The following is a 14,795-nucleotide window of genomic DNA, read 5'->3' as shown; positions in this document are numbered from 1 at the left end:
ATAGCGTTCCAATATTATATACAAATAATCTAAATTTAAACTATTTTAAACGAAAATCCATATTTTCTTCTGCTATTTTTCTAAGTTCTTGCACATTTTCTTCACTCTGTTTCAACAGCTCATCAAATTTAAAACCGAGCATAACGATACGATAAAGTTCAGGTTTGTTTTTACCCCAATTATATAGCATTTTTGTATCAACACCCAAAATACCTGCAATATCTCATTTGCTTAGTTTCTCGCCCATAATTTTCCTTTGTCGTGAGCTTATTTTAAATCAATTAAGTAAATATTTCTTATATTTACTATTATTTATGCATTATTTATATATATTTATTATGAATTAAGTCTATATTTATTAATATTGTAAGATTATTTTTAAAGGAGAAAATATGACAACGCCAAATGAATATTCAAAGTAGATTTTAAATGATCCACAAAAGCTGAGAGAAAAGCTAGACTTATATCTACAAACCCCTGAAAAGGTGGAAATTTATGCTCAAGCTTGTGAAAAGTTTTTACTTTTAGGTGGAAAAGAAATTTTAAAATTTACACCAACTTGGAGCTGGTGGGGATTTTTTGGCAACTGGGCATTTTTTCTATATAGAAAAAGATATATAGTTGCTGTTATAGCATTTTTACTATGCTTACTATGCTATGTTCCTTACTTAAGTATACTAATTCTTATATGTTTCGGCGTGTATGCAAAATTTGAAGTTTGCAGAGGTTTTGTGGAAACATTAAATTTACAAAACGACGAAATTTTAAAAATGCAAGGTGGTGTTAACAAATTGGTGATACCTGTAGTTATCATACTAAATATTATAGCCATAACTGCTTTTATTATAATTGGATAGTCTATTGGCATTGAATAAAAATTATTATGAAAAATTTATAATGGATTCTTGCAACACTTGGCTTAGTTGGATGCAACGATGATGTTTATAATTGCAATACAGACGATATAACGATGTCTGCATTGCAAATTAGTCTTTAGAATTTAGGCTATGAAAAAGATGATAGAGTAGATACAATTGTTGATGATTATATCAGTTTAATTGATATAAAAGAGCGTGCACTTATAGAAATTAACGATAAAAGAAATCGTCTGAGTGTAGGGCTGCTTATCCTAAATGAAAATAAATTAAAAGATTTAGATAGAGATAAGCTTAATGAAATGGCTACTTTTGCAATCTATTTTCAACAATCTTATTATATAACAAAAACATTGACGTTGATTTAAATCAGATTTTTACTGATGATTTTTTTAATAAAATTGAAAAACAATCTAAAAATAAAGATTTTATCAATCAAAACTAAGTCATTTAAAAGGCTTTCAAAACAAAACTACTGAGACATATTATCGCTCTTACGATAATGGACGTGGTGAAAGCTGGATATAAATTTTAGAGTAAACTAAAACCTAAAAATATTAGCCAAATTTGGCTAATATCTTAAATTTATTTCCAAACACAATCTTTATCCAAATCAACATACTCCTCAAGACTTTCAAATGGAGTATATTCTCCTTTGTAAGCTAAGCTTGGACAGTTTTTTACATAAAATCCGAGATAAATCCATCGTAAATCATTTGTTTTTGCAAACATAATTTGTCTAAGAAGAGAAAATTTACCAAGGCTATACCAAGAATAATCAGGGTCATAATAACAATAAATAGAACTTATACCATCTTGAACAAAATCAATGAGATCAACGCAAATTAGTTTGTCTCCATCATAATACGATATTTCTTTTCCATATTCTCCCGCCCCATCAACATAGAGTTCATAGTATTTTTGATAGTTTAACTCATAAAATTTCCACTCTTTTTTACTACTCATATACATATGGTATTTATGGTAAAGCTTTAAATGCTCTTCGTCACATATAGGATTTGATATATATGAAAGAGTATTTTTATTGCGCTTTATGGCTTTTTTTGCGCTTTTTGAAAAGACAAAGTTTTGTACGTCTATCCTGATGCTAACACACTCGTTGCAATTTTTGCATATAGGCTTTGAATAATATCTTCCAAAACGCCTATAACCATGTTTTGTTAGAGCTGTATTGTAATCAAAGCTAGCATTAAAAACATATTTATAAGCACTCCTTGAAGCTCTTGAGTGAAGATATGGACAAGGTGAGTCAAGTGTGCAAAAATCAATACTAATCATATTTTTTGATATTATTATATCCTACATATTTTAAAAATTCATTTTTTAAATTTTCTAATTTGTCTTCAGAGATTTTTTCATTTTGTTCATCTTTAAAAATATCTTTAAACTCATCCCTATTTGGATTTGGTTTTTTTGCTTTTTTAGGAGCTGGCTTTGCATCTTTTTGCAATTCTTTTTTTATCTCTTTTAAACTATCGAAAAAATCATTCATTTTTGCTCCTATGTTTTGCAATTGTTGCTCCAACTACAGCAACTAGCTCATCTTTTTTTATATCATTTTCATAATTTGTATTTTTTAAAATAGAATCTAAATTTTTTTCAACATAAGATGTGTCAAAAAAACCTCTTCTAAATTCTCTTCCCATAGAAATAGTAAGTAAAAATGGAATAATTGTTTTAACACCTTTTATCGTAAATTCATTTAGTGCACGCTCTAGCTTATTTACGGCTAAATCATAGCTACTTGATGTAACCATAAGTTTTGCAAGCAAAGAATCATAAAACGGCGGTATAGAATAGTCTTTATAAATATGGCTATCAACGCGTACTGATGGTCCAAGAGCAGGATAATACTCCTCTATAGTTCCTATAGCTGGAGTAAAATTTTTCCATACATCTTCAGCCGTAATTCTAGCTTCTATTGCAAAGCCATGTGGTTTTATATCGCTTTGCTCTAGTTCTAAAATTTCACCACTTGCACTACGTATTTGTCTAACTATAAGATCAACGCCTGTTATTTCTTCTGTTATTCCATGCTCTACTTGAATTCTTGTATTCATTTCCATAAAATAAAAATTATTATAATCATCAAGCAAGAACTCTACTGTTCCAACATTTGAGTAATTTACTGCTTTAGCAGCTGAAACCGCTGCAACACCCATAACCTTACGCAAACTCTCACTTATAGTTGGACATGGAGCTATTTCGATGATTTTTTGATGTCTTCTTTGTATAGAGCAGTCTCTTTCGCATAAATGTATGATATTGCCATAATTATCTCCTAAAATTTGAAACTCTATATGCCTTGGGTTTACAACAAGTTTTTCCATAAAAACTTCATCGTTATTAAAATACTTTAGCGCCTCTCTTTTGCAAGATTCATACGCATTTTCCATATCTTTTTCATCCCAAACCTCTCTGATACCACGACCGCCACCGCCACCACTTGCTTTTAATATAACAGGATAGCCAATTTTTCTTGCATAACCTTTTATAGTTTCCATATCTTCTTGATTTAGTGGCTCAGTTCCAGGAACAACAGGAATACCATTTTTTTTCATAAGATATCTAGCTATATTTTTATTTCCCATTTTTCTTATTACATCTGGGCTTGGTCCGATAAAAATAAGTCCAGCATTTTCAACTTCTTTTGCAAATTCATAGTTTTCACTTAAAAATCCATATCCTGGATGTATAGCGTCTGCTCCACATTCTTTTGCTGCTTTTACGATGGCTTTTGCATCTAAATATCCTTTTAATGGATCTTTGCCCATACAAATAGCTTCGTCTGCAATTTTTACATGTAAACAATCTCTATCTGGTTCTGTAAAAATTGCAACGGAATTTAAGTGCAAATCTCTACAAGCTCTAACTACGCGAACCGCTATCTCGCCACGGTTTGCTATAAGTATTTTTCTTATCATTTAATACCTTACATTTATTAATTATTGGCGCTATCATATCATAAATTAACTAAAAATAAAAAAGTACTAATATATTTTTGCTTTGATTTGTTAAATTTAAGGATAAATTTGCTATAATTTCCACTTTATTTTATATGCGCCCTTAGCTCAGCTGGATAGAGCATTTGATTGCGGTTCAAAAGGTCAGAGATTCGAATTCTCTAGGGCGTACCACTTTATTTAAAAAATATTTATATTTTTACAAAATTTAAATCACTTTTAACTCATTTTTTTTGTATAATTAGCGTTTTACTTTTAAAGGTTGTTGTAATTAATGATGAAAAATATATTTATTCTGCTTTTTATATTCATAAACTTTACTTTTGCATACGAAGACATAATGGTTGAAGATGGTTATAGCTATGTTTATAAAGAATCAAATGCTACAAATGATTTAAACTCTACTCAAATTTATATAAATTATTATGATAAAAATAGTGATTTAAATGCTAAAAAATCTTCATATTATGGTCATATTTTTACTCAAGGCAATATATATTATTTCTCAGATGCAGTCTTTAAAAAAGACGAAAACAAAACTACCTTTAGCGCAAAAAACGAAAATTTCTACATAAAGGCCGATATTTCAGATAAAAATCTTGATGGCTTTATAAGGCTTGATCATAATAGGACATATGATATAAATGCTACTTTAGATAAAAAATACTCCCTTATTATGCTATCAGCTACTGCAAATTTTGAACAAATATCACAAAGAGATTTTAAGTTCAAAAAAAGCTTTGTATACGAAGATTTAGATTTCAAAGACCAAAACTCATCAATGAACAGATTTAAAATGGCAAATCTACTAAAAAATAGCTACTTAGATGAGATAAATGCTTGGTATAACGAATTTTTTTCAGCAAATAATGTAAATTTTGATAGCCCCATTTTCATAAGGCGGACTTACAATATAGAAAATATATATTATACTAAAGAGGATTTAACAGTATTTTCCAACGATGTATATTTTTATAGTGGCGGTGCTCATGATAATACAATGAAAAATTACAAAGTAGATTTAAATGATAAAAAACTAGAATTAGAAGATATTTTAAAAGATCCAAATGACAAAAAATTAATTTCTATGATATGGGATAAGGTAAAAGTTTATGCTTATATAAAACAAGATGACTTGGAAATTTCGCCAAATTTTGCAATTTCTCCTTACGGAATTACTTTTGTTTATAATCCTTATGAAATTGGTCCTTTTTCAGCCGGAATAATTGAAGCATATTTTACTTTTGATGAAATAAAACAATTTTTAAAAGAAAGTTTTTTAAAAATATTGTAAGTTATTCAAATATCACAAAAGGTAATTCTAGGGTATTTTTTATAATGTTAAAAGGTGTCGTTAGTGCATCTTGAAGAAGCTGTGTTTCATATTGTGGATTATCAAGAGTACCAAAAACTTTTATAACTGTAGAGAGTGTTCTATCTTTTCCTAATATTATTTGATTTACTAGTGGAATTTTGCCTATAATACTACTTGCATCTTTTAAAACCTTTAGCTCTAAATCTATATCTATTTGAGTGGTTTGCAAATTTATAACCCCCCTTCCACCCAAATCTGCGCTTGTTCCAGTTAAATTTATAGCTTTGAAATTTAGAACTTCTCCATTTCTACTAAAGTAAATTTTTCCATTTTTTACAGTAAAGCCATTTTGATTAAAATCAGGAGTTTTAAAAATTAAAAGAGATGGAACAGTATTTATAAAAGTTAACAATTGATGATAAAACACATAATCTGTTAAATGCGTATCTGTTACTATTATTTCAGCATTATAATTTTTTGGATTTCTACCTAAAAGATGAAGATTAAACATGCCTTTTTCAAAACTTTTAGTCTTAAAAAGCTTATTTATAAAATCTCCGCTTAAATTCGTAGCATCCAAAGCAAGCTTATGAGGTGTTGATCTCAGATAAAAATCTCCACTGTCTTTTTTAGCAAAAAGTTCTATATCTTTTCCTTTTATATCGCCATGATAGCTATCAAAAGGTATAGTTTTATTGCTATCAGTAAGGATTATGTTTGAGTTTTGAGCATCTATTTTTAAATCTAATTTTTCTTCATTTTTATTATTATCATTAAGACTATCATTATAGACAAAATCAAGATCTTTAAAATTTAGACTAAGCAAAGAATTTTGATATAAAAAGCTAAAAAGATCACTTTTTGCTACTCCTTTTACTCTATCTTTTAATACTTCAAATTCAAAACTATCATTATCGTATTTTAAACCATCTTTTTTTATAAAAGGCAAATCAAATGCGAGATTTTGAGCATATATCATAAAATTTTCAAAATCATCAGTTTTTATTTCTACATTATCCCCGCCTTTTAAACCTACATTTTTTAAAAGAGGAGAGTATTCTATAACATCTGAAAGTTTTTTTATACTAATAACATTTGGTGTTGATAAAACTACTTTTGTTGCAAATTCAGCAATATCTAAAGTAGTAGAATCATTTTTAAATTTCATATCCAAATGAACTGGCTTTTGCTCAACAATTACTATTGCATTTTTTTTATTGTGCTGATCTATTTGCAAATTTAAATTTGCAATACCATCAAAACTTCCTCTATCTTCATTTATAAATATCTCTCCATTTATAGTATTTACATCCAAAAAACTATTTGAAAGATGAGAGTTTTTTAATTTCACAATTGATGCATTTTCTAAAATAATACTCGCATGTTTTGAATAAAATGGCGAATTTGACAAAACAATATTTGAATTTTCAAGTTCAAATTTTCCATTAACATTTACTTTAGAATCTTTAAATCTAATACTTAAAAGCAAGTCTGTTTTTAGTTTACCACTTTTTTGAGTTACTGGAACTTTTATGTCATAGGCTTTAAGAATTTCATGAATTTTATCATCAAGCATAGAATTTGTCTTGATATTTATATTTACATTTGCATTTTTTCCAAATAAATCTTTTATGACAATTTTTGAGCCTACAAGAGATTTTTCATAATATTTTGGATTATTTAATTCAAAATCAAGAACACCATTTTTTAAAGTAACATTCGCATCATCAACATAAACTGGCTCAACATCTTTATGAAATTTTACCTTTAGGTTTTTTGCGCTTGCACTACCTTGTATATCATTTAGATAGGCATTTTTTGTTTTTAAGTCAAACATTCCATTAAGATTTTTTATAAAATAATTTTTGGCTACTACATTACCATATATCCACTCTTTTACCTCTTCATCTAACCATTTGTTATCTTCTATTTTTTGTAAAAATTTTTCTAAGCCATCTGCTTTAACATCAAAAAGATTGTAATATAATTTTTCATTTTGAACTTTTAACATCAAATTTCCATTTAACTCATACGAGCTAAAATTACCGCTAAAGTCATATTCTCCGCTTTTAGTATCAAATGTTCCAACGCCAACAAAAGTTGCATTAAAATCCTTAAATACAAGTTCTTTTACATCAACTACAATCTTATCATCTTTAGTATCAACAAGCATATTCATACGAAAATAAGGCATATCTACAAAGAACATATTATTTTCAAACATCATATCAAATCTCAAATCACCATAATGCAGATTTTCTATTGCTATTCTTGAAAAAATTACATCTAAAAGCTTAATTTTTTTTCCTAAGCTAAGAATGTCTATTTTATCTTCACCACTAGTAATTTGTTTTTTTATCTCTACATTTTTTGTAACAAAAATAAGTTTTTTATCTAATTTTATATATAATTCATCTATATGGAAAGTTTTAAAGTCCAAATTTTGGATATTTATTCCATTTTGCAAAACAAACATAAGGGAAAATATGGATAGAAGCAAAATAAATAAAAAAATAGCTATAGTGTTAACGATTTTAGAAACTACTCTCATTATTGCCCTTTTTTTATCTATCTATCTTAGCAAACCTATTTACACGAGTAAAGTTGTTTTTTTGCCTCAAGGAAGTATAAGTACGATTATAACATATTTACAAGATAGAAATTTTAACCTAAATAAAATCGATAAGTTTTTTTTAGCAATTATTGGCAAACCACAATCTGGATGGATAGAGATAGGATCAAATGAACTTAGCACATTTGATTTTCTTTATAAGCTAACAACAGCAAAAGCTGCAATGAACGAAATAACCCTAATACCAGGGGAAACAACTGTTGTATTTTTGCATCTTTTAGCAAAACAATTGGATTTAAATTTTGAAAAACTTTACAACGAATACTTGCAAAACGCTCCGATAGAAGAAGGTTTTTTAATTCCAGAAACTTATAAAATTCCAAAAGGAATTAGCGAAAAACATATAATTTATTATCTTATAAATTTATCCCAAAAAAAACACCAAGAAATAAGCCAAAAGATATTTGGTGATTTTAATAAAAATAGATGGAATGAGTACTTAATCATAGCCTCTATCATACAAAAAGAAGCAGCAAATTCAGTAGAAATGCCACTTGTATCATCAGTTATTTATAACAGACTTAAAAATAATATGAAACTTCAAATGGATGGAACACTAAATTATGGTATTTATTCTCATGATGTTATAACTGCTGATAGAATAAAATCAGATACAAGTAAATTTAATACATACCTATATGAAGGCTTACCAGAACTTCCAATTTGCACTGTTAGCATAGATAGTATAAAAGCAGCTATTTTTCCAGCTAAAACTAACTATTTATACTTTGTTTTAGATAAAAAAACCAAAAAACATATATTTTCAAAATCATATAATGACCATGTAAATAACATAAACAAACAAAAATAACATATTTATTTAATATTTTAATGATAAAATAATATTAAATTTAAAAAATTAGGAGAATGTTATGAGCGATATAGTTTACACTTATACAGACGAAGCACCAGCAATGGCTACATTTTCTTTATACCCTATAATAAAGAAATTTTTAAATACAGCAGATATTAGCATATCTTTAGCAGATATATCTTTAGCAGGCAGGATACTTGCAAATTTTTCACAATACCTAAAACCATATGAAGGAGAACCCGATTATCTTGAAATTTTAGGTGAAGCAACAAACGATAAATTAGCAAATATAATCAAACTTCCAAATATTTCAGCATCCCTGCCACAACTAAATGCAGCCATAAATGAACTTATATCAAAAGGCTTTAATGTCCCTCTTTATCCACTAAATCCAGAAAATGATAAGGAAAAAGAGATAGCTAGTACATATGCAAAAGTTTTAGGAAGCGCAGTTAATCCAGTACTTAGACAAGGAAACTCTGATAGAAGAAGTACAAAAGCTGTAAAAGACTATGCAAAAAAATTTCCTCATAAAGTAGGCTCATGGAATAAAAATAGCAAAACTTGCGTAAAATACATGGAAGAAGGAGATTTTTACTCAAATGAAAAATCTCATATCTTCAATGAATGCAATACTTTAAAAATTGAGTTTATATCAAAGAATCAAGAAAAATCAGTCTTAAAACAAAATTTAAAAATACAAAAAAATGAGATAGTTGATGCTACATTTTTAAGCGTAGATAAGCTCGAATATTTTTTACAAAAATGTATAGATGAGGCAAAAAGTAAAAATCTAATTTTTTCCTTACATCTAAAAGCTACAATGATGAAAATAAGCGATCCTGTGATATTTGGTCATGCTCTGAAAGTTTTTTACAAAGAACTTTTTGATGAGTATAAAACCGAATTAAAAGAATTAAATTTCAATGAAAATGATGGATTAAAAGATCTTGAAAATAAGTTTAAAAATTCAAAAATAAAAGATAAAATTGCGCAAAAAATATCTGAAATTTATACCAATAATCCAAAAATAGCAATGGTTGATAGCTCTAAAGGCATAACAAATTTACATGTTCCAAGTGATATTATAGTTGATGCATCAATGGCTGCCATGATAAGAAATGGTGGCAAAATGTGGGATAAAGATGGCAAAGATGGCGATTGTATGGCCGTAATACCAGATAAAACCTATGCTACCCTTTATGAAAGTGTAATAGAAAATTTAAAAGAGTATGGCGAACTCGATCCTTCTAAAATAGGTTCAGTTGCAAATATAGGACTAATGGCAAAAAAAGCCGAAGAATACGGGAGCCATGATAAGACTTTTATCATGAAAGATGATGGAATTATAAAAGTAAGTGATGAAAAAAATGTAGAAATTTTTGAATTTAAAGTTAGCAAAGGTGACATATTTAGAATGTGCCAAGCTAAAGATGATGTCATAAAAAACTGGGTAGAATTAGCTGTAAATAGAGCAAAAATCACAAAATCAAAAACTATATTTTGGCTAGATGAAAACAGAGCTCACGATAAAGTGATGATAAAACAAGTTAAAAAATATCTTGGTAAACTTGACACAAAAGATCTTGACTTAGAAATTTTAGCTCCGCAAAATGCAGCAAAAACTACACTTAATCTTATAAGAAAAGGTGAAGATGTAATAAGTGTAACAGGAAATGTTTTAAGAGATTATTTAACAGATCTTTTCCCAATACTAGAACTTGGCACAAGTGCTAAAATGCTTTCAGTTGTGCCTCTTTTAAGCGGTGGTGGGCTTTTTGAAACAGGAGCAGGCGGAAGTGCACCAAAAATAGCTAGCCAACTTATAGAAGAAAACCATTTAAGATGGGATAGCTTAGGAGAGTTTTTAGCCCTTGGGGCATCACTTGAGCATCTTTATAGAGTTAAAAATGATCAAAATGCACTCATACTTTCAAACACTCTAAATGACGCAATATCTTTATGGTTAAAAGAAGACAGATCACCAAAAAAAAGTGTAGGTGAACTTGATAACAGAGGAAGCCATTTTTACATAGCTCTATATTGGGCTTTAAACCTAGCAAAAAATGGAAAAGAACTATGTGTTAAATTTAAAAAGATGGCTCAAGATTTAAAAAACAATGAAGAAACAATTCTTAATGAACTTTCAAATGTTCAAGGAAAAGCGGTAGATGTTGGAGGTTATTATTTATTTGATAATGAAAAAATAAAAAATATTATGAGACCTAGTAAAACTCTAAATGAAATTATAGATAACTAATAAATATAAAAAGGATGTAGAAATTATTGCATCCTTTTTTCTATATATTCATCTACATACTCTTTTATACTAAATTCTAACTCATATGCGTTTAAAATATCTTCAACATCCTTAACCTTAGCTCCGCAAAAATAAGCACTAACACCACAACTACTAGATAAAAATCTAGGTGTTGAGACGAGCTTAATCTTTATCTCATGAGCCCTTAAAATCTTTTCCGTTGCAAATGCGCCCGCGCTTGTTGGAAATGTTATATATCCACTTGTCATTTTAAAACCTCTTTTAGTATCTTTATAGTATCCTCAAGTTCTTTTATGGTATTAAAAAATCCAGGCGATATCCTAAGTGCGCCATCTGGATAAGTTGAGTAAAACTTATGTGTACTTGGATTACAATGAAGAGAAGCTCTTGTTAAAATACCTTTTTCATCAAGTCTATTTGCTATATCGGAAATGCACTTTGATTTTGATATTATGCTTAAATTTGAAATGCTTTTATAATCATTTGGAACTTTTAAAATCACTAAATCATTCATTGCTTCTAGCTCTTTTATCAAAAACTCTTTTAGTTCCACTTCATGAGAAAAAATATTTTTTATACCTTTTTCATTTATAAAATCAATTCCTGCACCAATTGTAGCTATACCATGAGCATTTTGAGTTCCACTTTCCAAAACATCTGGCATAAAAGTAGGCTGTATTTCAAGCTCTGATTTACTCCCAGTGCCACCTTGCATAAAAGGTGTAAAATTACTTAAATCAAAGTCTTTATTTATGGCTAAAATTCCAGTTCCCTGTATGCCAAAAAGTCCTTTATGTCCGCTTGCACAAATCAAATCTATGAAATCATTTTTTATGTCAATATCAATTATTCCAATGCTTTGAGCCGCATCAAGCAAAGTAACAACACCTAGCTTTTTTGCCTCAGCAAATATTTCTCTTATGGGAAAAATGGCACCACTTACATTATTTGCATGCATCAAACAAAGAAGTTTGGCACCTTTTAAACTCTCTTTGTAATTTACAATGTGCCCAAATTTATCAACCTCAAGAGTTCTTATATTTATATTTTTTCTATCTTTTAAAAAATTTAAAACCCTCTTTATAGAGTTATGTTCATAAGGTGAAGTTACAACAGTATCACCTTCTTTTAATACTCCATTTATTGCTAAATTTAAAGAATGTGTTGCATTGTGCGTAAAAGCTACATTTAGTGGGTTTTTTAATCTCACTAAATTTGCCACTTTTAATCTTGTATCAAAGATAATTTTACCAGCTTGTATAGACATCTGATGTCCACTTCTTCCAGCATTTGCACCATTGTTTTCAAGAATATTCAAAAGAGCTATTTTTACACACTCTGGCTTTGGAAAAGATGTAGCAGCATTATCTAGATATATCATTTATTATATTAATAAAACTTAATTAGTTTTATTCTTTTTTGATTTTTTATCACAAGAACAACCACATCCACAACCTTTTTGTAAAAATATAGTTTTATAAAAATACCAAAGTATGGCACAAATTATAATAACTAAAAATATTATTTCATATATTCCCATTTTACTCAACCTAACATTAAAAATAGTTTCGAACCGATAAAAGCGACCAAATACGCAACCAAAGTTGTAAAAATAAATAAATAAACCACATATTTAACTTTGCCAGATTCTCTATAAAATACACTAGTCGCCGCAAGACAAGGATTATAAATCATTACAAACAGTATAAATGCCACTGCAACATTTAGAGGTATGCTATTTTTAATAGTTTGCATTAAATCAGGGCTCTCTTCATTTTTATCATCTCCTAGGGAATACAAAACTCCCATTGTAGATATCATAACTTCTTTTGCTGCAAGACCACTCACCAAAGATACGCTAAGTCTCCAATCAAATCCAAGAGGTTTAAAAAATGGCTCTATAGCATGACCGGCCATGCCAAGATAACTATTTTCTACAAGCTCTTTACTAAGCTCATTTTGTAAATTTTGTTTTAAATCATCATCACTAGTTTGCTCTATTTTAGTCTCATAACTTTGAGAAATTTGCTCATTTTTAGGATAATTGCTAGCAAACCATATAAGCAAACTTGCTGCTAATATAAATGTTCCAGCTTTTTTTAGATACATTTTTGCTTTTCCATAAACCATAAGCCATACTAATTGCCAATTTGGAACTCTATACTTTGGCATTTCCATAACAAAAGGCTCATCTGGTCCTTTAAAAGCAGTCATTCTTAATATTTTTGCAGATATAAGTCCAAAAAGTGACCCTAATATATAAATAATAAAAAGCCAATTTCCAGCATGCTCACTTGGTGCAAAAGCTCCAACAAAAAGCACATACACAGGTAGTCTTGCACCACAGCTCATAAAATTTATAATAAACATTGTTAAAAGTCTATCTTTTTCATTTTTTAGCATTCTAGATGCCATATAAGCAGGCACAGAGCACCCAAATCCAGTAACTAGAGGTATAAAACTTTTTCCATGAAGTCCAAATTTATGAAAAAAACCATCTAGCAAAAATGATACTCTGGCCATATAGCCTGTTGTCTCTAAAAGTGCTATACCAAAAAATAAAATTATTATGTTTGGTAAAAAAAGCACCACAGCACCTACGCCACCTATAACTCCATCAGCTAAAGCAGATGCAATCGTTTCATTGCGTATGTGTTCTTTTATAAGTTCACCAAGTGATGCAAATCCAGATTCTATATAATCCATAGGAATTTGCCCTAGAGTAAATGTAAGCTGGAACAAAAGCCACATGAAAAATAAAAAGATAGGCATACCAAAGTATTTATTTATCAAAATATCATCTGGATTTTTCTTCTCTTTTATTTCAGTATTTTTATATTTAACGGTTTCAGCTATCATTCCTTTTACAAATGCTAAACTATCTTGCATGAAAATTTCATCGCTATTTTTAGTGTTATAATGAGTAAAGAGAGTCATTTATCATAGGCGTTAGTTCTGTAAATATTGCTTTATCATGTAAAAAAGCATATATTTTATCATCTTGCTTTAGAAGTTTTTGTGCAATTTGCAATGTAGTAAGATTTAAATTTTTAATGTTTATGTCATTTTTTTCTTCTAAAAAATTTGAAATTTTTAAAATTTCATTTTCTAGCACATCAGAAAAATATAGTTTATTTTGTTTAAACGGTTCATTATAAACTTTAATAATAAGATCCAAAAGTTCATTTAAATTTCTTTTTTTATCAGCAGATATAAGAATGCTCTCTATACCCAAAAGATCTTTTAGCATAGATATATCTATATCAATCCCCTCTTCTTTTGCCTCATCTTGCATATTTAAAGTAAGAATCATTTTTTTGTTATTTAGCATAATTTCTGTCGTAAGGATTAAATTTCTTTGTAAATTTGTAGAATCAACAACATTTACTATAAGATCATAATCCTCGTTTTCTAAATACATTTTTGAGATTTTTTCTTCTTTTGTATATCCATTTAGTGAATAAATTCCTGGAAGATCTGTTATTTCTATCTCATAATCTTTATGATATGCCGTAGCTTTTGTTATATCAACAGTAACACCAGCAAAATTTCCAACTCTTAAATTTGTATTACAAATCGCATTTATAAGAACAGTCTTACCGACATTTGGTTGTCCAACTAAGGCTATTTTTATCTTTTTTGACATCAAATTTTCCTTATTTGGATTTTGCTAGCTTCGCCAGATCTTAACATCACACAGCTTCTATTAAGCTCTACAACTATAGTTGAGCCCCTTAAGGTAGATTTTATCTTTTTTAGCTCTGCACCCTTACTCATACCAAAACTAAAAAATCTCTTCCTTAAATCATCCTCAACGTCAAAACTTTCTATGATAGCACATTCGCCATCTTTAAGAGTATTAAGAGTCATAACATTTCCTTTTTAATTTTTACT

General features: G+C 28.7%; 14 protein-coding genes, 1 tRNA gene and 1 pseudogene. 5 read left to right on the top strand and 11 right to left on the bottom strand.

Features of this window, described 5'->3' with window-relative positions; all coding sequences use genetic code 11:
- Window positions 1-40: 40 nt before the first annotated feature.
- Window positions 41-190, bottom strand: coding sequence for a transcriptional regulator (locus tag ACZ5VL_RS06270; RefSeq protein ID WP_464200278.1), 150 nt, complete (start codon window positions 188-190; stop codon window positions 41-43).
- 295 nt (window positions 191-485) lie between these two features.
- On the opposite strand from ACZ5VL_RS06270, the gene ACZ5VL_RS06265 reads away from it, so the two are divergent.
- Entirely contained in the window at window positions 486-857 is a 372-nt protein-coding gene (locus ACZ5VL_RS06265; protein ID WP_464198139.1) for a hypothetical protein, read from the top strand.
- Window positions 858-1,460: 603 nt separating this feature from the next.
- Here ACZ5VL_RS06265 and ACZ5VL_RS06260 read toward each other — a convergent pair.
- From ACZ5VL_RS06260 to ACZ5VL_RS06250, 3 genes are read right to left on the bottom strand one after another with little or no spacing between them, the layout of a single operon-like run.
- Window positions 1,461-2,174: an arginyltransferase gene (locus tag ACZ5VL_RS06260; RefSeq protein WP_464198138.1), complete on the bottom strand. Its 714-nt coding sequence runs from the start codon at window positions 2,172-2,174 to the stop codon at window positions 1,461-1,463.
- Window positions 2,167-2,388, bottom strand: coding sequence for a hypothetical protein (locus tag ACZ5VL_RS06255; protein ID WP_464198137.1), 222 nt, complete (start codon window positions 2,386-2,388; stop codon window positions 2,167-2,169). Before ACZ5VL_RS06255 ends, ACZ5VL_RS06260 begins: the two co-directional genes overlap by 8 nt.
- Window positions 2,381-3,820 carry an acetyl-CoA carboxylase subunit A gene (locus ACZ5VL_RS06250; protein ID WP_464198136.1) on the bottom strand — a complete coding sequence of 480 codons (1,440 nt, stop codon included), beginning with the start codon at window positions 3,818-3,820 and terminating at the stop codon, window positions 2,381-2,383. The genes ACZ5VL_RS06255 and ACZ5VL_RS06250 overlap by 8 nt, the downstream gene beginning before the upstream one ends.
- 136 nt (window positions 3,821-3,956) lie before the next feature.
- On the opposite strand from ACZ5VL_RS06250, the gene ACZ5VL_RS06245 reads away from it, so the two are divergent.
- Together ACZ5VL_RS06245 and ACZ5VL_RS06240 are read left to right on the top strand one after the other, a co-directional pair.
- Window positions 3,957-4,033 (top strand) — tRNA-Arg (locus ACZ5VL_RS06245).
- A 103-nt stretch (window positions 4,034-4,136) separates the two neighbouring features.
- Window positions 4,137-5,153: an RsiV family protein gene (locus tag ACZ5VL_RS06240; RefSeq protein ID WP_464198135.1), complete on the top strand. Its 1,017-nt coding sequence runs from the start codon at window positions 4,137-4,139 to the stop codon at window positions 5,151-5,153.
- 1 nt (window position 5,154) lies between these two features.
- Here ACZ5VL_RS06240 and ACZ5VL_RS06235 read toward each other — a convergent pair whose 3' ends face one another.
- Window positions 5,155-7,674, bottom strand: a complete 2,520-nt coding sequence (locus ACZ5VL_RS06235) for a YhdP family protein (RefSeq protein ID WP_464198134.1) — start codon at window positions 7,672-7,674, stop codon at window positions 5,155-5,157.
- On the opposite strand from ACZ5VL_RS06235, the gene mltG reads away from it, so the two are divergent.
- Both mltG and ACZ5VL_RS06225 read left to right on the top strand, forming a co-directional pair.
- On the top strand, window positions 7,622-8,617 hold the full coding sequence (gene mltG / locus ACZ5VL_RS06230) for an endolytic transglycosylase MltG (protein WP_464200276.1): 996 nt from the start codon (window positions 7,622-7,624) through the stop codon (window positions 8,615-8,617). The two genes, ACZ5VL_RS06235 and mltG, sit on opposite strands and share 53 nt — an antisense overlap.
- A gap of 61 nt (window positions 8,618-8,678) precedes the next feature.
- A complete protein-coding gene (locus ACZ5VL_RS06225; protein WP_464198133.1) occupies window positions 8,679-10,880 on the top strand; it encodes an NADP-dependent isocitrate dehydrogenase in 2,202 nt (733 codons plus the stop codon).
- 23 nt (window positions 10,881-10,903) lie between these two features.
- On the opposite strand, the gene ACZ5VL_RS06220 is transcribed toward ACZ5VL_RS06225, so the two are convergent.
- The 6 genes and pseudogenes from ACZ5VL_RS06220 to ACZ5VL_RS06195 form a co-directional block, all read right to left on the bottom strand.
- The gene (locus tag ACZ5VL_RS06220) at window positions 10,904-11,149 is read right to left on the bottom strand and encodes a putative Se/S carrier protein (RefSeq protein WP_464198132.1); all 246 of its coding nucleotides are present in this window, start codon (window positions 11,147-11,149) and stop codon (window positions 10,904-10,906) included.
- Window positions 11,146-12,282, bottom strand: a complete 1,137-nt coding sequence (locus ACZ5VL_RS06215) for an aminotransferase class V-fold PLP-dependent enzyme (protein WP_464198131.1) — start codon at window positions 12,280-12,282, stop codon at window positions 11,146-11,148. The genes ACZ5VL_RS06220 and ACZ5VL_RS06215 overlap by 4 nt, the downstream gene beginning before the upstream one ends.
- An 18-nt stretch (window positions 12,283-12,300) precedes the next feature.
- Window positions 12,301-12,441 (bottom strand): FeoB-associated Cys-rich membrane protein, encoded by a 141-nt coding sequence (locus tag ACZ5VL_RS06210; RefSeq protein WP_464198130.1) that lies wholly within the window; start codon window positions 12,439-12,441, stop codon window positions 12,301-12,303.
- Between the two features lie 5 nt (window positions 12,442-12,446).
- Window positions 12,447-13,703: pseudogene (feoB, locus tag ACZ5VL_RS06205) on the bottom strand (ferrous iron transport protein B); the annotation flags it as partial.
- 112 nt (window positions 13,704-13,815) lie between these two features.
- The gene (locus ACZ5VL_RS06200; RefSeq protein WP_464198129.1) at window positions 13,816-14,547 is read right to left on the bottom strand and encodes a FeoB small GTPase domain-containing protein; all 732 of its coding nucleotides are present in this window, start codon (window positions 14,545-14,547) and stop codon (window positions 13,816-13,818) included.
- A complete protein-coding gene (locus ACZ5VL_RS06195; protein ID WP_464198128.1) occupies window positions 14,547-14,771 on the bottom strand; it encodes a FeoA family protein in 225 nt (74 codons plus the stop codon). Before ACZ5VL_RS06195 ends, ACZ5VL_RS06200 begins: the two co-directional genes overlap by 1 nt.
- Between the last annotated feature and the right edge of the window lie 24 nt (window positions 14,772-14,795).

The organism is Campylobacter sp. GTC17093 (assembly GCF_055397635.1).
This window is presented reverse-complemented; position numbering and strand designations above follow the sequence as displayed.